General features: G+C 72.6%; 22 protein-coding genes. 10 read left to right on the top strand and 12 right to left on the bottom strand.

Going from position 1 to position 21,773, the window contains the following annotated elements:
- The first annotated feature begins 33 nt into the window (after window positions 1-33).
- Window positions 34-996 carry an acyl-ACP desaturase gene (locus FBY23_RS09830; protein WP_141797975.1) on the top strand — a complete coding sequence of 321 codons (963 nt, stop codon included), beginning with the start codon at window positions 34-36 and terminating at the stop codon, window positions 994-996.
- On the opposite strand, the gene FBY23_RS09825 is transcribed toward FBY23_RS09830, so the two are convergent.
- The 6 genes from FBY23_RS09825 to ileS all read right to left on the bottom strand — a co-directional run bounded on the left by FBY23_RS09825 (window position 983) and on the right by ileS (window position 8,932).
- On the bottom strand, window positions 983-2,566 hold the full coding sequence (locus FBY23_RS09825) for a M17 family metallopeptidase (RefSeq protein WP_141797974.1): 1,584 nt from the start codon (window positions 2,564-2,566) through the stop codon (window positions 983-985). The two genes, FBY23_RS09830 and FBY23_RS09825, sit on opposite strands and share 14 nt — an antisense overlap.
- Window positions 2,553-2,720: a DUF3117 domain-containing protein gene (locus FBY23_RS09820; RefSeq protein ID WP_141797973.1), complete on the bottom strand. Its 168-nt coding sequence runs from the start codon at window positions 2,718-2,720 to the stop codon at window positions 2,553-2,555. Before FBY23_RS09820 ends, FBY23_RS09825 begins: the two co-directional genes overlap by 14 nt.
- A 114-nt stretch (window positions 2,721-2,834) precedes the next feature.
- The gene (locus FBY23_RS26320) at window positions 2,835-3,500 is read right to left on the bottom strand and encodes a DivIVA domain-containing protein (RefSeq protein WP_222117780.1); all 666 of its coding nucleotides are present in this window, start codon (window positions 3,498-3,500) and stop codon (window positions 2,835-2,837) included.
- Between the two features lie 7 nt (window positions 3,501-3,507).
- Window positions 3,508-4,236 (bottom strand): TIGR00730 family Rossman fold protein, encoded by a 729-nt coding sequence (locus FBY23_RS09810; protein WP_141797972.1) that lies wholly within the window; start codon window positions 4,234-4,236, stop codon window positions 3,508-3,510.
- Window positions 4,233-5,324 (bottom strand): succinyl-diaminopimelate desuccinylase, encoded by a 1,092-nt coding sequence (gene dapE / locus FBY23_RS09805; protein ID WP_222117779.1) that lies wholly within the window; start codon window positions 5,322-5,324, stop codon window positions 4,233-4,235. The genes FBY23_RS09810 and dapE overlap by 4 nt, the downstream gene beginning before the upstream one ends.
- 380 nt (window positions 5,325-5,704) lie before the next feature.
- On the bottom strand, window positions 5,705-8,932 hold the full coding sequence (gene ileS / locus FBY23_RS09800) for an isoleucine--tRNA ligase (RefSeq protein ID WP_141797970.1): 3,228 nt from the start codon (window positions 8,930-8,932) through the stop codon (window positions 5,705-5,707).
- Window positions 8,933-9,218: 286 nt separating this feature from the next.
- Here ileS and FBY23_RS09795 point away from each other — a divergent pair, with 286 nt between their 5' ends.
- From FBY23_RS09795 to FBY23_RS09785, 3 genes are read left to right on the top strand one after another with little or no spacing between them, the layout of a single operon-like run.
- A complete protein-coding gene (locus FBY23_RS09795) occupies window positions 9,219-9,701 on the top strand; it encodes a DinB family protein (protein WP_141797969.1) in 483 nt (160 codons plus the stop codon).
- Window positions 9,702-9,708: 7 nt separating this feature from the next.
- Window positions 9,709-10,203: a DinB family protein gene (locus FBY23_RS09790; protein WP_141797968.1), complete on the top strand. Its 495-nt coding sequence runs from the start codon at window positions 9,709-9,711 to the stop codon at window positions 10,201-10,203.
- A gap of 14 nt (window positions 10,204-10,217) precedes the next feature.
- Complete coding sequence (locus FBY23_RS09785; protein ID WP_160158205.1) at window positions 10,218-11,012, top strand: acyl-CoA thioesterase II; 795 nt, start codon at window positions 10,218-10,220, stop codon at window positions 11,010-11,012.
- 8 nt (window positions 11,013-11,020) lie between these two features.
- On the opposite strand, the gene FBY23_RS09780 is transcribed toward FBY23_RS09785, so the two are convergent.
- A complete protein-coding gene (locus FBY23_RS09780; RefSeq protein WP_141797966.1) occupies window positions 11,021-11,425 on the bottom strand; it encodes a hypothetical protein in 405 nt (134 codons plus the stop codon).
- Between the two features lie 58 nt (window positions 11,426-11,483).
- Here FBY23_RS09780 and dapD point away from each other — a divergent pair, with 58 nt between their 5' ends.
- Together dapD and FBY23_RS09770 are read left to right on the top strand one after the other, a co-directional pair.
- Entirely contained in the window at window positions 11,484-12,422 is a 939-nt protein-coding gene (gene dapD, locus FBY23_RS09775) for a 2,3,4,5-tetrahydropyridine-2,6-dicarboxylate N-succinyltransferase (RefSeq protein WP_260805873.1), read from the top strand.
- Window positions 12,423-12,474: 52 nt separating this feature from the next.
- Window positions 12,475-13,434: a hypothetical protein gene (locus FBY23_RS09770; RefSeq protein ID WP_141797964.1), complete on the top strand. Its 960-nt coding sequence runs from the start codon at window positions 12,475-12,477 to the stop codon at window positions 13,432-13,434.
- Here the strand turns inward: FBY23_RS09770 and FBY23_RS09765 are convergent.
- Window positions 13,427-15,313, bottom strand: coding sequence for a hypothetical protein (locus FBY23_RS09765; RefSeq protein WP_141797963.1), 1,887 nt, complete (start codon window positions 15,311-15,313; stop codon window positions 13,427-13,429). The genes FBY23_RS09770 and FBY23_RS09765 overlap by 8 nt on opposite strands.
- Before the next feature lie 65 nt (window positions 15,314-15,378).
- Here FBY23_RS09765 and FBY23_RS09760 point away from each other — a divergent pair, with 65 nt between their 5' ends.
- The gene (locus FBY23_RS09760) at window positions 15,379-15,768 is read left to right on the top strand and encodes a cupin domain-containing protein (protein WP_141797962.1); all 390 of its coding nucleotides are present in this window, start codon (window positions 15,379-15,381) and stop codon (window positions 15,766-15,768) included.
- A gap of 14 nt (window positions 15,769-15,782) precedes the next feature.
- Here the strand turns inward: FBY23_RS09760 and dapC are convergent, their stop codons facing one another.
- Entirely contained in the window at window positions 15,783-16,898 is a 1,116-nt protein-coding gene (gene dapC, locus FBY23_RS09755; protein ID WP_396954470.1) for a succinyldiaminopimelate transaminase, read from the bottom strand.
- Between the two features lie 10 nt (window positions 16,899-16,908).
- A complete protein-coding gene (fdxA, locus tag FBY23_RS09750; RefSeq protein ID WP_141797961.1) occupies window positions 16,909-17,235 on the bottom strand; it encodes a ferredoxin in 327 nt (108 codons plus the stop codon).
- 79 nt (window positions 17,236-17,314) lie between these two features.
- On the opposite strand from fdxA, the gene FBY23_RS09745 reads away from it, so the two are divergent.
- On the top strand, window positions 17,315-18,280 hold the full coding sequence (locus FBY23_RS09745; protein ID WP_160158204.1) for a GNAT family N-acetyltransferase: 966 nt from the start codon (window positions 17,315-17,317) through the stop codon (window positions 18,278-18,280).
- 14 nt (window positions 18,281-18,294) lie between these two features.
- A complete protein-coding gene (locus FBY23_RS09740) occupies window positions 18,295-18,690 on the top strand; it encodes a low affinity iron permease family protein (protein WP_141797959.1) in 396 nt (131 codons plus the stop codon).
- On the opposite strand, the gene FBY23_RS09735 is transcribed toward FBY23_RS09740, so the two are convergent.
- Entirely contained in the window at window positions 18,684-19,187 is a 504-nt protein-coding gene (locus tag FBY23_RS09735; protein ID WP_260805871.1) for a GNAT family N-acetyltransferase, read from the bottom strand. The two genes, FBY23_RS09740 and FBY23_RS09735, sit on opposite strands and share 7 nt — an antisense overlap.
- A complete protein-coding gene (locus FBY23_RS09730; protein ID WP_141797958.1) occupies window positions 19,180-20,565 on the bottom strand; it encodes a cystathionine beta-synthase in 1,386 nt (461 codons plus the stop codon). The genes FBY23_RS09735 and FBY23_RS09730 overlap by 8 nt, the downstream gene beginning before the upstream one ends.
- 37 nt (window positions 20,566-20,602) lie before the next feature.
- Between FBY23_RS09730 and FBY23_RS09725 the strand changes: the two genes are divergently transcribed.
- Window positions 20,603-21,622, top strand: a complete 1,020-nt coding sequence (locus FBY23_RS09725; RefSeq protein ID WP_141797957.1) for an SGNH/GDSL hydrolase family protein — start codon at window positions 20,603-20,605, stop codon at window positions 21,620-21,622.
- Window positions 21,623-21,773 lie beyond the last annotated feature (151 nt).

The raw sequence follows: 21,773 nt of genomic DNA, 5'->3' as shown, positions 1-21,773 counted from the left end.
GCCCCCGAGCCGGCCGGGAGAAACGAGTGCGACATGACCAGCACCGAGACCACCGCGCCCCACCACCTCCTCGAGCAGCTCGAGCCCGTCGTGGCGGCCAACCTCGACCGGCACCTCGCGATCGCGCAGGAGTGGCACCCGCACGACTACATCCCGTGGAGCCGCGGTCGTGACTTCGCGATGCTCGGCGGCGAGGACTACTCCCCCGAGCAGTCCGAGCTCTCCGAGGTCGCCAAGGCGGCGATGTTCACCAACCTGCTGACCGAGGACAACCTGCCGTCGTACCACCGCGAGATCGCCACCCGCTTCGGCCGGGACGGCGCCTGGGGCACCTGGGTCGGGCGGTGGACCGCAGAGGAGAACCGGCACGGCATCGCCCTGCGCGACTACCTCGTCGTGACCCGCGGCGTGGACCCGGTCGAGCTCGAGCGGGCGCGGATGGACTACATGACCACCGGCTACGACTCGGGCGACAAGACCGCGCTCGAGGCGGTCGTCTACGTCTCGTTCCAGGAGCTCGCCACCCGGGTCTCGCACCGCAACACGGGCAGGGCAACGGGGGACCCGATCGCGGACGGCCTGCTCGCGCGGATCGCCAAGGACGAGAACCTGCACATGATCTTCTACCGCAACATCGTCGCGGCGGCGCTCGAGATCGCCCCGGACGAGACGATGCGCGCGATCGCCGACGAGGTGATCGGCTTCGAGATGCCCGGCGCGACCATGGCCGGGTTCCGCCGCAGCTCGATGATCATCGCCAAGGCGGGCATCTACGACCTGCGCCTGCACCACGACGAGGTGATCATGCCGGTCCTGCGCCACTGGGACGTCTTCTCCCGCACCGGCCTCGGCCCCGTCGGTGAGCAGGCTCGCGAGGAGCTGGGCGCCTTCCTCGCGGCGCTCGACCAGCAGGCGACCGCCTTCGTCGACCGGCGTGCCGAGCAGCGCGCCCGGCATGCTGCCGGCTCCGGGGAGCCGCAGGTCATCGTGTCCTGACGATCCCCGCCACCGGGTCCGCCGAACCGAGCCACGACAGCAGCAGCCGGGAGCCGAAGCCCGAGGGACCGACGGTCCACTCGTGCCACTCCTTCTCCACGTCGCCGACCGAGGCGATGTCGAGGTGCGCCCACGGGACGTCGCCGACGAAGGGCTGGAGGAACAGCGCGGCCGTGATGGCGCCGGGACCGCCGGGGTCGTTCGCGGCGTCGGCGACCTTGGAGGCCAGCTTGTCCTCGTAGCCGCGGTAGAGCGGGAAGCGCCACAGCGGCTCCCCCGCCCGGGCGCCGGCCGCGTCGAGCGCGGCGGCGAGGGCGTCGTCGTTGGCGAACAGGCCACCGACCTGCTGGCCGAGCGCGACCTTGACCGCACCGGTGAGCGTGGCGACGTCGACGACGACGGCGGGATCGAGCTCGGAGACGGCGTACGCGAGGGCGTCCCCGAGGACCAGTCGGCCCTCGGCGTCGGTGTTGCCGACCTCGGTGGTGCGCCCGCCGCGGTGGGTGATCACGTCGCCGGGGCGCAGCGCGCTGCCGGAGATGGCGTTCTCGGCGGCTGCGACCAGGCCGATGACGCGGACCGGGCAGTCGACGTCGGCGAGCGCGGCCATCGTCGCCAGGACCACGGCACCGCCGGTCATGTCGCGCTTCATCGAGCCCATCGAGGCGGCGGGCTTGATGGACAGGCCGCCGGTGTCGAAGGTGATGCCCTTGCCGACGAGGACGACGACGGGAAGCTTCTTCGCGGCGCGGGCAGAGACACCGGCCGGGGTGTAGTCGAGGCGGATCAGGCGCGGGGGCGTCGCGGAGGCCGCGCCGACGGCGAGGATGCCGCCGAAGCCGTCGCGGGCGAGGTCGTCCTCGTCCCAGATGCGTACGTCGAGCCGGCTCGCCGCGGCGATCTCCTCGGCCTGGGTGGCCAGCCAGGCCGGGTTCTTCAGGTTGGACGGCACGGTCGCCAGCAGCCGGGAGCGCCAGCCGGCGCCACCGAGGGCGACCGCGCGCTCCAGAGCAGAGCGGTCGGTGCCGGCGGCGGACAGCACCACCCGTCGTACGGGGTGGTGCTCGGGGCCGGTCGAGCGCCAGTGGAAGACGAAGGAGCCGAGCATGGTGCCGGCCACGAACGCCTCGAGCGCGATCGGGTCGTCGGGCGAGGTGTCCTCGGCGACGGCCGGGATCGAGGTGACGACGGCGGCGCGATCGCGGGCGGCCTTGGCCATCGCGGCACCGGCGCGGCGCAGGTCGATCGGGCGCGCGGCACCCACGCCGACGAGGAGGACCACGCGCAGGGCCGGGTTGGTCGGCGTACCGTCCGGCACGGGCACGACCGCGACCTCGGCACTCGCGCCGGTCAGGCCGTGGACCTCGGCGATGCCGACCAGGTCCAGGCCGAGCTCGTCGGCGAGCTCCGCGGCCCCCGGGCCGAGCAGCACGCCCCCGTCGTCACCCGGCAGCACCGGGAGCGCGACGACGTCGACACCCTTGATGGCGCCGGGGAGCAGCTCGCTCGCAGCGAACTCGGGAGGTGAGACCTGACCCGGCAGGACCGGGCGTGCGTCAGCCGATGACATTCTGGAGCGCGTCGCCGAGCGCGGCAGCCTCCTCGGCGTTGAGCTCGACCACGAGCCGGCCACCACCTTCGAGCGGGACGCGCATCACGATGCCCCGACCCTCCTTGGTGACCTCGAGCGGACCGTCGCCGGTCCGAGGCTTCATCGCCGCCATGCGGCACCCCTCTTCCACTACCTCTGCGAGCCGCCGGAGCCCTGTGCCACCGACTGTGCGCAGGATCATTATTCCCCATGCCCCACCAGCCGCGCAGTCGAGGCACGCGAGTCGTCAGGCGTCAGCGGCCAGCACGGCGTCCACGAAGTCGATGACGCTGTCGCGCTCGTCGCCGTCGAAGCGCGCCATCGCGCGGCCGATCGGGTCCTCGACACGACCGGACGGAAGTGCCACCACCGGCACGCCGTCGGACCCGCTGCGGGTCGACCAGGCGGCACCGGCCACGGACCGGACCAGGACCTCGCCCAGGTAGGCGCCGGCCGCCCAGACGTCGGCCTGGTCGGCCGCCGCGCCGTGCCCGGGGCGGCGCGCCCACTGGTCGAGCGAGGACTCGACCTGGTCGACGCTCTCGGCGGAGAAGTCGAGGATGTCGCTGCCGGCCGGGTGATCGGCGGCCCACTTCTCCGCGACGACGCGGACCAGGGTCGCCGGAGCCGGCGCGCTGTCCGGTACGACGGCCGGACGCTCCCCCTCCATCTCGCGCGCCAGGCGGGTGAGCAGAGCGTCGACCTCGGACATCCGGTAGCCGCGCAGCGCGAGCGAGAAGCGCACTCGGCGCAGGTCGTCGGCCCGGACGGGACGGGCCGCGGGCACGAGCGCGTCGGGCCGGTCGTCGTACGCGGGCGTCATCGGCTCGCCCCGGCCGGAGGCGAGCAGGGCGACGCCGCCCATCGCGAGCACGATGAGGACGGCGAACACCCACATCATCGGGTGGGACATCAGCGCCTCAGCCGTGCTGCTCGCGGGCCGCGACCATCAGCGCCACGGCCTCGTCGACGTCGTCGGTGAGGGTGAGCATGTCGAGGTCGGTCTGCTTGATGCGGGCGTCCTCGAGCATCGAGCCCTGCATCCAGTCCATCAGGCCCTGCCAGTGCTCGACGCCCATCAGGACGATCGGGAACTGGGTGATCTTGAGGGTCTGGGCGAGCGTCATGGCCTCGAACAGCTCGTCGAGGGTGCCGAGTCCGCCGGGGAGCACGACGTAGCCCTGGCTGTACTTCACGAACATCATCTTGCGCACGAAGAAGTAGCGGAAGTTCAGCCCGAACGCGACGTAGTCGTTGAGCTTGGCCTCCCAGGGCAGCTCGATGCCGAGACCGATGCTCTCGCCGCCGGCCTCGGAGGCCCCCTTGTTGGCGGCCTCCATCGCGCCCGGACCACCGCCGGTGATGACCGCGAAACCGGCCTTCGCCAGCGCGCTGCCGACCCGCACCCCGATGTCGTACGCCGGGTGCGTGGCCGGGATCCGGGCCGAGCCGAACACGGAGATCGCCGGACCTACCTCGGCGAGGTCGTTGAAGCCCTCGACGAACTCGGCCTGGATCTTCAGCACCCGCCAGGGGTCGGTGTGCACCCAGTCGGCGTCGCCGGTGCTGTCGAGCAGCCGCTGGTCGGTGGTCGAGCCCTCGGGTCGGCCCGCGCTGGGGCGAGGTCCGGGTCCGCTGCGCCTGGTCATGCCTGCTCCTCCTGGGGCTTGGTGAGCCACTGCCGCAGCTGCTGCTCGCAGCGCACGATCTGGGCAACCTCGACGTGCTCGTCCTGCTTGTGGGCCAGCATCGGGTCGCCAGGGCCGTAGTTGACCGCCGGCACGCCGAGCACGGTGAACCGGGCGACGTCGGTCCAGCCGAACTTCGGGGCGACCTGTCCGCCGACGGCCTCGATGAACGCCTTCGCGGCGGGCCGCTCCAGGCCAGGGAGGGCGCCGGGGGCGGTGTCGGTGAGAGTGATCTCGAAGCCGGCGAAGAAGTCCTCGACGTACGCAAGCGCCTCGGCCTCGGAACGGTCCGGGGCGAAGCGGAAGTTGACCGTCACCACGCACTCGTCGGGGATCACGTTGCCCGCGACGCCCCCGGCGATGCCCACCGCGTTGAGGCCCTCGTGGTACTCCAGCCCGTCGATGACCGGCTTGCGGGCCTCGTAGGCGGTGAGCCGGGTGAGGATCTCGGCCGCGCCGTGGATCGCGTTGACACCGCGCCAGCTGCGTGCGGAGTGCGCGCGCTCGCCGCGGGTGCGGACCTCGACGCGCAACGTGCCCTGGCAGCCGGCCTCGACGCCCGCGTCGGACGGCTCCATGAGGATCGCGAAGTCGGCTTCGAGCAGGTCGGGGTCGGACTCCCCCAGCAGTCGCAGCCCGTTGTACACCGACTCGATCTCCTCGGCCTCGTAGAGCACGTAGGTGACGTCGTGGACCGGCTCGGCCACGGTGGCGGCGAGCTTCAGGATGACGGCGTCGCCGCCCTTCATGTCGCAGGTGCCGAGGCCGTGCAGGACGCCCGCCGCCTCGTCGTACCGGCTCGGGAGGTTGTCGTTGACGGGCACCGTGTCGAGGTGCCCGGCGATCACCACGCGGCTGGGACGGCCGAGGTCGGTGCGCGCCACCACGGTGTGGCCGCGGCGGGTCACGGTGAGGTGCGGAAGCGCCCGCAGGGCGGCCTCGACGGCGTCGGCGATGTCCTGCTCGTCGCGGCTGACCGACTCGATGTCGACCAGCTGGCGGGTCAGGGCGACGACATCGGTGGTCAGGTCGAGCTGTCGGGCGGGCACGGGTGACAGTCAACCAGCCCTGGGGTCACGGCTGCTCAGGGACGCACCACGGAGCGCGCCATGCCGCGCGCAGCCGGCAGGACCACCCGGACCGGCGACCCTTTCGCCATCCGCGGCAGCCGGGCCACGGCGACCCCGCGGCGCGAGGCCAACGGACGCTGCACCCGTGCCGACCCGGCCCGAAGTGGCGCCCAGAACTCGCTGACCCGGCGCGAAGTGGCTCCCAGAGCTCGCTGACCCGGCGCGAGTGACGCGACTGCCGGTCATTTCGCGCCGGGTCGGCGGGAAACCAGGGACACTTCGAGCCGGGTCGGCGGCTCCCGTGGACCATTTCGGGCCGGGTCGGCGGTAAACCAGGGACACTTCGCGCCGGGTCGGAGTCAGTCGAGAGCGACCGCGATCGCTGCCTTCTCGCCGTCGCCGACGACGACCTCGGTGGCGCCGGCGGGCGCCTCCTCGGCCACGGTGTACGACGTCGCGAGGGTCTCCCCAGCGATCAGCGCCTCGTGGGCGCGGGCCGCGGCGAGCACCGGCGCGGGGCCGGAGACCACGAGCTCGATCCGGTCGGTGACCTGGAAGTCGGCGTCGCGACGCGCCTGCTGGACGGCTCGGACGAGGTCGCGGGCCAGGCCCTCCTCGGCGAGCTCGGGGGTGACGACCGTGTCGAGGACGACGAAGCCACCGCCGGGCAGCATGCCGGTGGCCGTGCCCTCGGCGGCGTCGCCCGCGACGGTCTCGAGGGTGTACTCGCCCTCGACCAGGGCCAGTCCGCCGGCGACCACGGCGCCGGACGCATCGAGCGACCAGTCGCCGGACTTCGAGCCCTTGATGGCGAGCTGGACGTCCTTGCCGAGGCGCGGGCCGGCCGCGCGGGCGTTGACGCTGAGCTTCTGCTCGACGCCGTAGCCGGCGGCCTCGTCGGAGTCGACCGCGACCAGGCGCACCGACCTCAGGTTCAGCTCGTCGGCGATGATCGCGGTGAACGGCTCCAGCGCGGCGGGGTCGGCCACGACGACGGTCAGGCCGGACAGCGGCAGCCGGTTGCGCAGCTTGGCGGCCTTGCGCAGCGCGGACGCCGTCGAGCAGACCTCGCGGACCTCGTCCATCGCCGCGACGAGGCTGTCGTCGGCCGGCAGGGCCGACACGTCGGGCCAGTCGGTCAGGTGCACCGAGCGGCCTCCGGTCAGGCCGCGCCAGATCTCCTCGGTGGTCAGCGGCAGCAGCGGCGCCACGGCCCGGCAGACCACGTCGAGGACGGCGGCGAGGGTCTCGAACGCCTCTGCCTTGCCCTCCCAGAACCGCTCACGGGAGCGGCGGACGTACCAGTTGGTCAGTACGTCGAGGAACGAGCGGGTGGTCTCGCAGGCGTCGGCGATCGCGTAGTCGTCGAGCTCGACGGTGATCTTCTCGACGAACTGGCGGGTCTTGGCGAGCAGGTAGCGGTCGAGCGGGTCCTCGCTGCCTGTCGAGCCCGTGGCGTCGTACTGCTCCGCGTTGGCGTAGAGCGCGAAGAAGTACCAGGTGTTCCACAGCGGGATCATCACCTGGCGCACGGCGTCACGGATGCCCTGCTCGGTGACGACCAGGTTGCCGCCGCGCAGGATCGGCGAGGCCATCAGGAACCAGCGCATCGCGTCGGCGCCGTCGCGGTCGAAGACCTCGGAGACGTCGGGGTAGTTGCGCAGCGACTTGGACATCTTGTTGCCGTCGGAGCCGAGCACGATCCCGTGGCTGATGCACGACGAGAACGCCGGCTTGTCGAAGAGCGCGGTCGCCAGGATGTGCAACGTGTAGAACCAGCCGCGGGTCTGGCCGATGTACTCGACGATGAAGTCGGCCGGGAAGTGGTTCTCGAACCACTCCTTGTTCTCGAAGGGGTAGTGCACCTGCCCGAACGACATCGAGCCCGAGTCGAACCACACGTCGAGCACGTCGGCGACGCGGCGCATCGTCGACCGCCCGGTCGGGTCGTCCGGGTTGGGCCGGGTCAGGTCGTCGATCCACGGCCGGTGCAGGTCGGGCTGGCCCTGCGCGTTGAGCGGGAGGCGCCCGAAGTCGCGCTCGATCTCCTCGAACGAGCCGTAGACGTCGATGCGGGGGTACGCCGGGTCGTCCGACTTCCACACCGGGACGGGCGAGCCCCAGAACCGGTTGCGGGTGATCGACCAGTCGCGGGCGTTGTCGACCCACTTGCCGAACTGGCCGTCCTTGATGTGCTCGGGGACCCAACGGATCTCCTGGTTGAGCTCGGCCATCCGCTTCTTGAACGCGGTGACCTCGACGAACCAGCTGCTCACACCCTTGTAGATCAGGGGCTCGCGGCAGCGCCAGCAGTGCGGGTACGAGTGGTCGTAGGTCTCGCGGCGCAGCAGCACGGTGCCGGGCGTGACCGCGCCGGTGCGCGCCTTGAGGTCGTCGATGATGTGGGGGTTGGCGTCGAAGACCAGCATCCCGGCGTACTCCGTGACGGGAGCGGTGAACCGGCCGTCCTTGCCGACCGGCATGACCGCCTCGATGCCCTCGCGGTCGGTCACCTCCTTGTCGACCTCACCGAACGCGCCGGCACTGTGGACGAGCCCGGAGCCGTCGGTCGTGGTGACGGCCTCGTCAGCGGCCACGACGCGGAACGCATTCTCGTGACCGGCGAAGTAGGAGAACGGCGGGGCGTAGGTGAGCCCGAGGAGGTCGGCACCGGTGCCACGCCAGGTCACGGTGGGCTCGTCGCCCAGCTCGCGGGCGTACGCCGACAGCCGGGCCTCGGCCAGCACGAACCGCTCGCCGTCGTGCTCGACGACGACGTAGTCGATCTCGGAGCCGACCATCACCGCGAGGTTGCTGGGCAGGGTCCAGGGGGTCGTGGTCCAGATCAGCAGCTTGGCGCCCTGGAAGTCGCCGGGCGTGGTGACCTCGAAGCCGACGGTGACCGCCGGGTCCTGCCGCATCTGGTAGACGTCGTCGTCCATCCGCAGCTCGTGGTTGGACAGTGGGGTCTCGTCGTTCCAGCAGTAGGGCAGCACCCGGAAGCCCTCGTAGACCAGGCCCTTGTCGAACAGGCTCTTGAAGGCCCACAGCACCGACTCCATGAACTCGGGGTTCATGGTCTTGTAGTCGTTGTCGAAGTCGACCCAGCGCGCCTGGCGGGTGACGTAGTCGCGCCACTCGCCGGTGTACTTCAGCACCGACGCGCGGCAGGCGTCGTTGAACTTGTCGATGCCCATCTCGACGATCTCGTCGGTGGTCTTGATGCCGCCCTGGCGCATCGCCTCGAGCTCGGCGGGCAGGCCGTGGGTGTCCCAGCCGAAGCGGCGCTCGACACGCTTGCCGCGCATCGTCTGGTAGCGCGGCACGATGTCCTTGACGTAGCCGGTCAGCAGGTGGCCGTAGTGCGGCAGGCCGTTGGCGAACGGCGGGCCGTCGTAGAAGACGAACTCGTTCTCGCCGTTGGCGCCGGGATCGCGCTGCTCGACGCTCGCGCGGAAGGTGTCGTCCTCGGCCCAGTAGGCGAGCACGCCCTCCTCGATCCGCGGGAAGCGCGGCGAGCTCGGGACGGCACGGTGCTCGGTCGTCGGGCCGGCGGTCGGGTCGGTGGTGACCTTCGGATAGGTCATCGGGCTTCGGTCTCCTGCGTCGTCTGGCTCTTGGTCGAGCACTGTCTGACACGAGGACGACGTCTGCCGCGGTACCACCTCGCTTGCCGCCCGCCGACTGCTCGGGACGACCGCTCGTTCACGGCTGTGACGGGCCTGCCCGCCGGGTTCTACTCACCCCCACCGGCTGGTGCAGGCTTTCTTCCCGGAGCTCGCCGCTGATGACGGCTCGAACGCTGTGCCCCAAGCGTACGGCGACCGGGCGCCGTACGGGAAACCGGATTGCGCCCGGGCCTACGGTGAGTCCATGACCGGCGAGCTGGCGAACCTGCGCGACTACCTGACCCACTACCGCGAGACCCTCGAGCGCAAGTGCGCCGGGCTGACTCCCGAGCAGCTGGCGACCCGCTCGGTCCCGCCGAGCACGATGAGCCTGCTCGGCATGGTCCGTCACCTCGCCCGGGTCGAGCACTTCTGGTTCCAGCGGGCGCTGGTCGAGGTCGAGGGCGAGCGGATGTACGACGACGGGGACGCCGGGTTCGCCGTGGTCGAGCCGACCGAGGCGGCCGTGAGCGAGGCCTGGGCGGCGTGGCGCGAGCAGGTGACGCTCGCCGACGAGTGGCTGGACCGGCTGACCGACGAGGGCCTGGGCCGGGTCGTGACCTTCCGGCAGGGCACCGAGACCTCCAGCATCCGCGACATCCTGCTGCACATGGTCGAGGAGTACGCCCGCCACTGCGGGCACGCCGACCTGCTGCGCGAGTGCATCGACGGCGTCACCGGGGAGTGAGGCCGCGGTGAGCGGCGAGCTGGCGTCGTACCGCCTCCACCTGGCGCGGTACCGCGCCACACTCGAGCGCACCTGCGCCGGGCTGACTCCCGAGCAGCTCGCGACCCGCTCGGTGCCGCCGAGCACGTTGAGCCTGCTCGGACTGGTGCGGCACCTGGCGTACGTCGAGCAGGCCTGGTTCCAGCGCGCCCTGCAGGCCGGCCTCGACGAGCCGCGCCCGTTCACCGACCCCTCGGACCACGACCTCGACTTCAACGGCGCCGTCGGCACCCGGGAGTGCGTCGACGAGGCCTTCGCCGAGTGGCGCCGCCAGGTGGTGCGCGCCGACGCGTGGCTCGACGCCCAGGACGACGACGTGATGGCGCGGGTCGTGGTCTACAACAGCGACGGCGCGACCACGCCGGTGCGCGACATCCTCGTGCACATGGTGGAGGAGTACGCCCGTCACTGCGGGCACGCCGACCTGCTGCGGGAGTGCCTCGACGGCGTCACCGGCCCGTGAGCGAGGATGGCCGGGTGAGCCATCTCCTCGACGACGCCGTGGCGTCGACGCCGCTCGGCGACGGCGTGCACCGGGTCCACGTCACGGCCGACTGGAACACCGCCAACCAGACACCCAACGGCGGCTACGTGCTGGCACTGCTGCAGCACGCCGTGCTCCAGGAGTCCGCCCACCCGGACGCGCTGAGCATCTCGATCACCTACTTCCGCCCCGCGCTGTCCGGGCCGGCGGACATCCGGGTCCGCGAGGTCCGCAAGGGTCGCCGCGTGTCGACGTACGACGCCGTACTGGTGCAGGGCGACAAGGAGGTCGCGCACGCCGTCGTGAGCACCCACGACTGGGACGCGACCGGCTCGGTCGAGCACACCCCGCACGCCGCGCCCGCCGTACCCCGGCCCGAGGACTGCGCCGACGCCGGCGAGCTGATCCCGGCCGGGATGGTGCCGATCCTCGACCGCTACAGCTACCGCGCCCCGGTCGTCGCCGGCTGGCTGCGCGGCGAGCCGTCCGGTGTCACCGAGTCGCTGTGCTGGATCCGCGCGGTCGACGAGCGGCCGGTCGACGCGCTGCTGGCCGGAGCGATGATCGACGCGTTCCCGCCGGTGACCGCCGAGATCGGGCACCTCGCCTCGGCCACGATCCAGCTGACCGTCCACTACCGCCGCCGCCCCGAGACGGTGTGGGCGCTCGGGCACGTCGTCACCCGCCACGTCATCGCGGGCTACCACGACGAGGACGTCGAGCTGTGGGACGAGCAGGGGCAGTTGATCGCCCAGGGGAGGCAGCTGGCGATCCTGGCGGAGGGCTGAACCTCAGGTCACCGCTCGGCGACGGTGACCGTCGTACCCCCGTCCAGGGTGGGCGTGCCGAACTCGACGGACCCACCTCGGTCGAGCGAGAACTCGGTACGGGGATCGGTGATGTCGGAGCCGCCGTCCTCGTCCTCGGCCGCCATCGGCGCGCTGGTCTCCAGCGCCACCTCGCCGTCGTCGACCTGGACGACGGTGACGACCAGCTCGTCCTCGCCGATCACGTCCACGGTGAAGGTGTCGCCCTCGGCGAGCTCGTGGGTCGCGACGACCGGGTCCGGCTGCTCGCGCGACCACCCGGTCCAGTCCTGGACGGTCACCTCGAGGCGGACGGGATCGTCCTGCCCGCACGCGGCGAGCGGGAGGACGGCGAGGAGCAGGGGCGCGAGCAGGAGGCGGGGTCCGAGAGGCATGTCCGTGGGACGACGCCGGGGCGCCCACGGTTCCCCACAACGCCTAGAATCTCCTCACGTGACTGCCGCTTGGGGCTTCGGCCTGACGACCTACGCCGCCGACCAGACCGTTCTCGACACCTGGTTCCCCGCCCCCGCGCTGGGCGAGAGGCCCACCGACGCGCAGGCTCCCGCCGAGCTGGTCGCGCTCGAGGGTGCCGACGAGGCGCGCGGTGTCACTCGCAAGGTCAACCTGGTCGAGATCGCCGACCTGGCGGCCGCGCCGGCCGACACCGCCGAGGTGTGGCTGCGCCTGCACCTGCTCTCCCACTGCCTCGTGGAGCCCCACGGCCAGAGCCTCGAGGGCATCTTCGGGCTGCTGACCAATGTCGTGTGGACCTCCGCCGGCCCGTGCGCGGTCGAGGGCTTCGAGCTCACCCGCGCCCGGCTGCAGGCCGCGGGACAGCACGTCACCGTGTACGGCGTCGACAAGTTCCCGCGCCTGGTCGACTACGTCATCCCCGCCGGCGTCCGGATCGCCGACGCCGACCGGGTCCGCCTCGGTGCGCACCTCGCAGCGGGCACGACCGTCATGCACGAGGGCTTCGTGAACTTCAACGCCGGCACGCTCGGCACGTCGATGGTCGAGGGCCGGATCTCGGCGGGCGTCGTCGTGGGCGACGGCTCCGACATCGGCGGCGGCGCCTCGATCATGGGCACGCTGTCGGGCGGCGGCAAGCAGGTCATCTCGGTCGGGCAGCGCTGCCTGCTCGGCGCCAACGCCGGCATCGGCATCTCACTCGGCGACGACTGCGTCGTCGAGGCGGGCTGCTACGTGACGGCCGGCACCAAGGTCACCGTGCTCGAGCCCGGCAGGGACGCCCGCGTCGTGAAGGCCGCCGACCTGTCCGGCGCCAGCAACGTGCTGTTCCGCCGCAACTCGGTCTCGGGCGCCATCGAGGCCGTCCCGTGGCAGGGCGAGGGCATCGCCCTGAACGCCGCGCTGCACGCCAACTGAGCCTGCTGCTCGTCGTACCGCCGCGTCACCACACCCCACGCACACTGGTCCCGTGAAGCGCAGGGCCTGGGGCGTCGTCGTCGCCATCACGGTCCTCGCGACCGCGGTGGCGATCGGCATCGCCGTGCTCCGCGCCACCGACGAGCTGGTCGGCGGCCCGAGCGGTGACTGCACGGTCACCGTCGCCGGCCACACCGTCGACATCAGCGGGGAGCAGGCCGAGAACGCGGCGCTGATCGCCTCGGTCGCCGTCCGCCGTGGACTGCCGGCACGGGCCACCTCGATCGCGCTGGCGACGGCCTACCAGGAGTCGAAGCTGCAGAACATCGACTACGGCGACCGGGACTCGCTCGGCCTGTTCCAGCAGCGCCCGTCGCAGGGCTGGGGTACCCGCAAGCAGATCCTCGACCCGGTCTACGCCACCAACGCGTTCTACGACGCGCTGGTGAAGGTCGAGGGCTACCAGACGATGGAGATCACGGTCGCGGCCCAGGAGGTGCAGCGCTCCGCGTTCCCCGACGCGTACGCCGACCACGAGGCCGACGGGCGCGCGCTGGCCTCCGCGCTGTCCGGTCACTCCCCCGCCACGTTCAGCTGCGACCTCGCCGGCGGGGCGCCGACGGCGGACGCCGAGCTGGTCGCGAGCGGCCTGACACCGCGCGCGGAGGCGGTGCGCATGGAGCTGCTCACCCAGTTCGGGCGGCTGCAGCTCGGCGGGTTCGAGCCGGACGGGGTGTCCTCGGGCCACATGGAGGGCTCGGCCCACTACGACGGGCGCGCGGTCGACGTGTTCGTGCGCCCCATCAGCAGGGCGAACAAGGTGAAGGGCTGGGCGATCGCGCACTGGTCGGTCGCCAACGCCGCCCGGCTCCGGATCCGCACGGTGATCTTCGACGACCGCATCTGGACCGCGGGCCGGCAGGGCTGGCGCGACTACGACCCGCCGTCGTCCTCCGGGGACCGGAAGGTGCTCGAGCACCGCGACCACGTGCACATCGACGTGTTCAGGTGACGACCTCCCAGGTCAGTGGCACCACCGGGTCCGGCACGTAGCTGCAGCAGGTGCCGGTCCGCACGGCCCGGCGCAGGTGGCCGCCGAGCTCGGGATGCACCTGCGCGACCCGCGCCAGGGCATAGCGCAGCGACCGGGTGACGCTGGTCCGCGCGCGCTCGGCCGTCGCGCCGGTGACCCGCGCCCGGCCACCGAGCCCGACCGCGCCGGCGAGCTCGGCGAGCAGGTAGTCCCGGTCCCGCTCGGCCAGCTGCCGGCGGGCCTCGTCGTGGTCGCGCGCGGCCTCGGCCAGGTCCTCCTCGACCTCCCCCAGCCGTCGTCGGTACGACGCCCGCGCCTCCTCGTCCAGCACCGGCAGCCCCGGCTCGACCACCCCCGCACCGGCCAGGTCGAGTGCGGGGAACTCCCGGCCGGGGCCGGCCAGCAGGACGGCCAGCAGCCGCACGCCCTTGAGGTCGGGCAGCCAGGCCACGGCGCCGTCGTACCCGAGGCGCCAGCGGTCGCCCTCGCGCACCAGCGAGGCCGTGCGGGGCGTGAGTGCCCCGGCCTCCTCGACCGGGCGGACCGTGGCGCCGAACGCGGCGAAGGCCGACGCCGCCGCGTCCTCCTCGAGGCGGGCCAGGTCGTCGTCCCCACCAGCTCGGTGCGCCCGGGCGAGGAGCAGGCGTGCGCACGCGGCGTCGTAGGGCGCATCGAGGTCCGCCCACGCCACGACAGCGGTGCGAGCCGGCCCGACCGCGCCGGCGGGATCGGCGCCGATGAGGGAGGCCCGAGCCCGAGCCAGGGCGGCCTCGGCCCGCAGCCCGGCGCTCGGGTAGCGGGCGACGATCCGCTCCAGCTCGGCAGCGGCGTGCTCGGCGGCAGCGGGATCGGCTGCCGCCACCGCGATCTCGGCCTGCGCGGCGAGCAGCGGCACCAGGCGCAGGTCGCCGAACGGTGGCCGCTCCTTCCACGGGACGTCCATCGGGTGCGCGATCTCGTCGCGGACCATCGCCGCCGCACCGGCGACGTCGCCGCGGGCCAGGCGCAGCAGAGCCAGTCCGGGCTGCGGCGACCAGGCGTGATCGTGGGCCTCGCGGAAGGCGGCCTCGGCGCCGTCGAGGTCCCCGCGCCGCAGCCGGACGTTGCCGAGCTCGACGAGCGGCCAGCCGTACTCGCGGCGCAGCCACGGGCGCAGCTCCACGCACGCGGCCAGCGCCTCCTCCTCGGCCGCGGCCGCCGGCCCGGAGAGCCGGAGCAGCTCCGCCCGGTGCACCCGGCAGCGGCCGTGGGTGGCGCCGAACGCCGGGCCGTGGCGCCAGCGCTCCATCACGTCGGTCCACTCCCGGGCCCGGTCGTGGCGGCCGAGCCAGAGCGCGGCACAGATCAGCTCGCAGTAGACGTTGCCGGTGGTGAGCGGGTCGAAGGAGCCGGCGGCGAGGTCGACCGCCAGCTCGTCGAGCTGGTCGATCCCCTCCTCGATGTCGCCACGGTGGATCGCGAGCCGGGCCAGCGCGACCCGGCCGAGCCCGCGGGCCGGGTCGACGCCGAACTCCTCCCCCAGGCCGACCGCCTCACGGGCCGGCGCCAGGGCACCGTCCGGGTCGCCGGACAGGAGCCGCTCGTAGGCGCCGATGATCGCCAGCAGTGCGTGCACCGGCCCCGGTCCGGCGTCGCCGAGCAGCCGGCGCACGCGCGCGACCCAGCCCCGCACAGGCGCGAGCAGGCCGGTCTCGCAGAGCAGGTTGAGGGCCACGAGAGCACCGGCCCGGGCGGCGGGGAGGGTATCGCCGGCAGCCAGGTGGTCGTCGTACAGCTGCTCCCAGGCCGCGAGCGCACCCTCGAGGTCGCCCGCGGCGTACCGCTCGAGCGCCTGCCGCTCGAGCTCGTCGGGGGCCATGTCGCATTGTGACACCGGTTGTCACGCCTCAGGGGTGGAACCGCTTCCCGAGGAAGGAACCCGTCATGCACGTGAACACCCGCGACCTGCCGGTCAAGATGAACGCCCTCGGTGCCACCGCCCGCCACCTCGGCGACTTCGGCACCGCCCACGGACCGCTCGCCGCCGAGCACCTCCACCTCGCCGCCGGCGTCGACGTCGCCCCGCTGCTCGCCGGGCTCGACGACGGCCTGTGCTTCGCCGCTCACTGGGGCTACCTGCTGCGAGGTCGCGTCGTCGTGACGTACGGCGACGGCTCGACCGAGACCTGCACCGCCGGCGAGGTCGTGCACTGGCCGGCAGGGCACACGGTCCGGGTCGAGGAGGACGCCGAGCTGGTGATGTTCAGCCCTGCCGCCGAGCACCTCGCGGTGATGAACCACATGCTCGGCGTGCTGGCGACGATCCCGGCCTAGGTGTACCCGGGACCTCAGGCGGGGGTCAGGCGCGCGGCCGCGGCGGCGATCCGCTCGTCCGTCGCGGTCAGCGCGACCCGGACGTGGTGGGAGCCGGCGGCACCGTAGAACGCGCCCGGCGCGACCAGGATGCCCTGGGCGGCGAGGTCGGCGACCATCTGCCAGCAGTCGGGGCCGTCGGGGCCCTTCGTGGTCCACAGGTACAGCGACGCCTCGGAGTGGTCGATCGTGTAGCCCGCGGCCTCGAGCGCCGCCCGCAGCGTCGTACGACGGGCGCGGTAGCGCTCGTGCTGCTCCTTGACGTGTGCCTCGTCGCCGAGGACGGCGGCCATGGCGTGCTGCTGCGGCGCGGGCATCATCAGGCCCAGGTTCTTGCGGACGGCCAGCAGCTCGGCGATCACGTCGCGGTCGCCGGCGACGAAGGCGCAGCGATAGCCGGCGAGGTTGGAGCGCTTCGACAGGGAGTGGACCACGAGGATGCCCTCGGCCGATCCGCCCGAGATGTCGGGGTGCAGCACCGAGAGGGCCTCGCCCTCCCAGACGCAGTCGAGGTAGCACTCGTCGGAGACGAGCAGCACCCCGCGCTCGCGGCACCAGTCGACGACCTTCTTGAGGTGCTCCTTCGGGAGCACCCGGCCCGACGGGTTCGAGGGCGAGTTGACCCACAGCAGCTTCGGCGTCTCGGGGCCGAAGGTGGTGAGCGCGTCGGTGGCGAGGGCCTTCGCGCCGACCAGCGCGGCGCCGACCTCGTAGGTCGGGTAGGCCAGCGCCGGGTAGCCGATCAGGTCGCCAGGCCCGAGCCCGAGGTACGTCGGCAGCGAGGCGATGAACTCCTTCGAGCCGATCAGCGGCAGGACCTGGTCGAGGCCCAGCCCGGTGACGCCGTGGGTGCCGGCGAGCCAGTCGACGACCGACCGGCGGACCTCGGGCGTGCCGATGGTGAGGGGGTACCCCGGGGAGTCGGCTGCTTGCGCCAGCGCGGCGCGGGCCACCTCGGGCGTCGGGTCGACCGGCGTACCGATCGACAGGTCGACGATCCCGTCGTCGTGCTCCCGCGCCTGCGCGGCGTACTGGGGCAGCTTGTCCCAGGGGAAGTCGGGCAGCCGGCCCGAGACGGCACCCAGCGTCACCAAGGCGGGCTCAGTGATCCTGGTTCTGCGGCTCGAGCGCGGCGATGAACTCGGCGTCCTTGTCGATCTCACCCATCTTGGCGGCACCGCCGGGCGAGCCGAGGTCGTCGAAGAACTTCACGTTGGCGTCGTAGTAGTCCTTCCACTCCTCCGGGACGTCGTCCTCGTAGAAGATCGCCTCGACCGGGCAGACCGGCTCGCAGGCACCACAGTCGACGCACTCGTCCGGGTGGATGTAGAGCATCCGCTTGCCCTCGTAGATGCAGTCGACGGGACACTCGTCGACGCACGCACGGTCCTTGACGTCGACGCACGGCTGCGAGATGACGTAGGTCATCGATTCCTCCTGAGACCAACGAGCGCGGATGCTCGACACGAAAGTGTTTCGTGTCGAGGCTCAGCCTAGTATCCCCGTCGTGCCCGACGCGTCAGGACCCCAGGAAAATGGACACGAACCGGGCCGGCACCTGCTCGGCCCGCACGTCGTGGGCCAGCGGGTCGTCGTACGACGGCTGCTGCGGGGCGAGACCGGGCCGAGCGGTGGGCCCGCGTTCACCGACGTGCTCGGCACCTGCCTGTCCTGGGCCGACAGCGTGTGCGTCGTCCAGCCGGAGACGGGCGCCGCGGTGACCATCGCGATCGCCGACATCGTGTCCGGCAAGCCGGTACCGCCACGCCCCGCAGCCCGGCTGCGGGTCGGCGTACGCGAGGCCGAGTCGCGCACCGGCGGCCTGTGGACGACCGTCGACCGCGAGCCGCTCGGCGACTGGGAGCTGCGCTCGGACCGCGCACCCGTGGGCCGCCTGCTCAAGCGCGCCAACTCGTGCCTGGCGATCGGCGACCCCGCTCGCCCCGTCCCCGACGCACTGGCCACCGTCGAGGCGTTCTACGCCGACCGGGGCCGCGACCCGCTCGTGCAGGTGGAGGCGGACTCCGCGGTCGAGGATGCGTTGGCGGGTGCGGGCTGGCAGCGGCTGTCCTACGGCGAGTCGGACTTCCTGCTCGCGTCGGTGGCCCGGCTGCGGCGCTCGCTGCCCCGCTCGACGCACGAGGTCGCGCTCTCCGCCGACGGCGTCCGCGCGGTCGGGTCGGTGGACGCGGGCTGCGACCCGGTGGCCGAGGCGCAGGCCGCCGTCGACGGCGACTGGGTCGGCCTGCACGCCGTCACGGTCGACCCGGCCCACCGCCGGCGCGGGCTCGCCACCGCCGTGGTCGGCGAGCTGCTCGGGTGGGCTGCCGAACAGGGCGCGATGACCGCGTGGCTGCACGTCGAGACCGACAACCCCGGCGGACGGGCGTTCTGGGAGGCGCTGGGCTTCACCGTCCACCACACCTGCCGCTACTGGACGCCGCGCACCTCGACCGCCTGGCAGCGTCACTGACGTAGCCTCCCCTCATGGAGGAGAACCCGGCAGCGAAGTCCCGGCACAGCACCAACGGACCGCGCGGGTTCGAGAAGTTCGTCGACGCGATCAACCACCGGATCAGCAGGGCGCCCTTCTTCGGCGTGATCGTCGTGGCGCTCCTGCTGTGGGCGCTCAGCAAGCCCTTCTGGGGCAGCACCACGAAGTGGGAGCTCGGCCTGCACACCGGCTCCTCGATCCTCTCGCTGATGCTCCTGGTGCTCCTCGAGAACGCCGGCCGCCGGGGCGAGGAGGCCTCGCAGGAGAAGCTGAACGTGATCGCCGAGGCCCTCTCGGACCTCATGGTCCACCAGTCCGGTGGCTCCGCGGAGCTGGACGAGTCGGTCCGACGGCTACGCGAGGCCGTGGGCCTGGAGGAGCGTCACTGACCCAGCTCCTCGAGCGCCTCACCGGTCAGCCGGTAGGTCGTCCACTCGTCCATCGGGTGCGCGCCGAGCGACTCGTAGAACTCGATCGACGGGGTGTTCCAGTCCAGCACCGCCCACTCGACGCGGCGGTAGCCGCGCGCGACGGCGACCCGGGCCAGCGCGGTCAGCAGCGCCTTGCCCAGGCCGCTGCCCCGCTGGTCGGGCTGGACGAAGAGGTCCTCGAGGTAGATCCCCGGGGTGCCCGTCCAGGTCGAGTAGGTGCGGAACCACAGGGCCATCCCGACGACTGCGCGAGCCGGAGTGCCGTCCTCGGCCACCAGCACGCTCGCCACCGGGTCGGGCCCGAACAGCCAGCGCCGCAGGTCCTCCTCGGTGGTCTCGACCGCGTCCGGCTCGCGCTCGTACTCGGCGAGCGCACGGATCAGCCGGAGGACGTCGGGGACGTCCTCCGGCGTCGCCGCACGGACCAGCCCGGTCAGGTCGGCTGCGTCAGCCACGCGCGAGGAAGTTGAGCAGGTCGTGGCGGGTGAGCACCCCGACCGGCTTGCCGTCCTCGTGGACCAGCACCGCGTCCGCCGACTCGAGCAGGGGTACGGCGGCCGTCGCGTCCTCGGTGGAGCCGATGGTCGGCAGCGCGGCCGACATGTGCTGCTCGACCGAGTCGGTCAGCTTGGCCTTCCCGGTGAACAGCGCGTCGAGCAGCGCCCGCTCGGAGACCGAGCCGGCGACCTCGGCAGCCACGATCGGCGGCTCGGCGCGTACGACCGGCATCTGCGAGACGCCGTACTCCTGGAGGATCTGGACGGCCTCGGCGATGGTCTCGTTGGGGTGGGTGTGCACGAGGGCCGGCATGCCCTGGGACTTGCCGCGCAGCACCTCGCCGACCGTCTGGGCCGGGCGCGGCTGGCCGGTGCTGAAGCCGTACTGGGCCAGCCAGTCGTCGTTGAACACCTTGCTGAGGTAGCCGCGGCCCGAGTCGGGCAGCAGCACGACGATCACGGCGTCGTTCCTCCCCTCGGCGGCGAGCTCCTGCGCGAGCTGACGCGCGGCGAACGCGGCCATGCCGGACGAGCCGCCGACGAGCATCTGCTCCTCGCGGGCCAGGCGGCGGGTGAAGGCGAACGAGTCGGCGTCGGAGACCTCGATGATCCGGTCGGCCACGTCGCGGTCGTAGGTCTCGGGCCAGAAGTCCTCGCCGACGCCCTCGACGAGGTAGGGGCGGCCGGTGCCGCCGCTGTAGACCGAGCCGGCCGGGTCGGCGCCGACGACCTGGACGTCCCCGTTCTGCTCCTTGAGGTAGCGGCCGATGCCGGAGATGGTGCCGCCGGTGCCGACGCCGGCGACGAAGTGGGTGATCCGCCCCTCGGTCTGGCGCCACACCTCGGGGCCGGTCTCCTCGTAGTGGGAGCGGGGGTTGTGGGGGTTGGAGTACTGGTCGGGCTTCCACGCCCCCGGCTGGCTGGCCAGCCGGTCGGACACGTTGTAGTAGGAGTCGGGGTGCTCGGGCGCGACGGCCGTGGGGCACACGACCACCTCGGCGCCGTACGCCTTGAGGACGTTGCGCTTGTCCTCACTGACCTTGTCGGGGCACACGAAGATGCACTTGTAGCCCTTCTGCTGGGCCACCATCGCCAGGCCGACACCGGTGTTGCCGGACGTCGGCTCGACGATCGTGCCGCCGGGCTGCAGGGCGCCGGATTCCTCGGCGGCCTCGATCATCCGGGTGGCGATGCGGTCCTTCACCGAACCGCCGGGGTTGAGGTACTCCACCTTGGCCAGCACCAACGGTCCGTCGGCGGGCAGGTCGAGGGAACGGTTGAGCCGGACCAGCGGGGTGTTGCCGATCAGCTCCAGCAGGGACTCGACGTACTCCATGCGAACACCGTATCGGTGTCTCCGTAGGGTGGGGGCCGTGAGCAAGGCGTCCGCAGCCCGCAAGCTCGCCGCCGCCGCGCTGTACGGCGGGGGCGGGCTGTCCGCCCTGGGCGCCGGGCTCTACGGCGTGCTGAGCGCCGAGGCCAAGCTGGCGCGCCGGACCATCGGCCCCGCGCGCGACGAGCCGCCGCCGGACGCGACCGGTTGGTACGGCCGCGGCCGCCCCGGACCCGCCATCCGGATCGCCGTGCTCGGCGACTCCAGCGCGGCGGGGTACGGCGTCGAAAGGGTCGAGGACACGCCGGGCGCGCTGATCGGAACTGCCGTGGCCGAGCACGCCGACCGGCGTGTCTACGTGCGCGAGTTCTGCGTGGTCGGCGCCAAGTCCTCCGACCTCGCCGCCCAGGTCGACCGGGCGCTGCCCATCGAGCCCGAGGTCGCGGTCATCCTGATCGGCGGCAACGACGTCACCCACACGGTGCGGCCCTCGCAGTCCGTACGGGCGCTCGCCGACGGCGTACGGCGGCTGATCGGCTCGGGCGCCACCGTGGTCGTCGGCACCTGCCCCGACCTCGGCACCATCCAGCCGATCGCTCCCCCGCTGCGTCAGGTCGCGCGGGCCTGGTCGCGCCGGCTCGCCGCCGCGCAGACCATCGCGGTCGTCGAGGAGGGCGGCCGGACCGTGTCGCTCGGCGACATCCTCGGTCCGGAGTTCGCCGCCGCCCCCGCCCTGCTGTTCGGCCCCGACCAGTTCCACCCCTCCGCCGAGGGCTACCGGGCGCTCGCGGGCGTCCTGGTGCCGTCGGTGCTGGCGGCGCTCGAGCCGGCTCCCGAGGAGCCGGGACTCGAGGCCTTCCGCGGCGAGGGCGTCCTGCCCGTCACCCGCGCCGCGCTCCAGGCGGTCAACGAGCCCGGCACCGAGCTGGGCGGCACCGAGGTCGGCGGCCGCCGGGCCGGCGTACGCGGCCTGTGGGTCGAGCTGCGCCACCGCCGCTCGCGCCGCCACGTGCCCGGTGAGGCGCCCGAGGCGCACGAGAGCGCGCCCGACCCGGCCTGACGCCTCACATCTGTATGACCCGGTTGGGGTGGACGGCTCGGGTGGGTTCGGTTCAACTACCGAATTTGCAGGGCCGGACGCGGTTTCGGAACGAATTCGGTAGTTGAACCGCCCATCCCCGAGCTGCCCTGTGGAGAGGCTGCCCGCTTGT

It is taken from the genome of Nocardioides sp. SLBN-35 (assembly GCF_006715725.1).
In the GTDB taxonomy this organism is placed as follows: Bacteria; Actinomycetota; Actinomycetes; order Propionibacteriales; family Nocardioidaceae; genus Nocardioides.
Note: the sequence above shows the minus strand (reverse complement) of the source record. Positions and strands in the feature narration are given on the sequence as shown.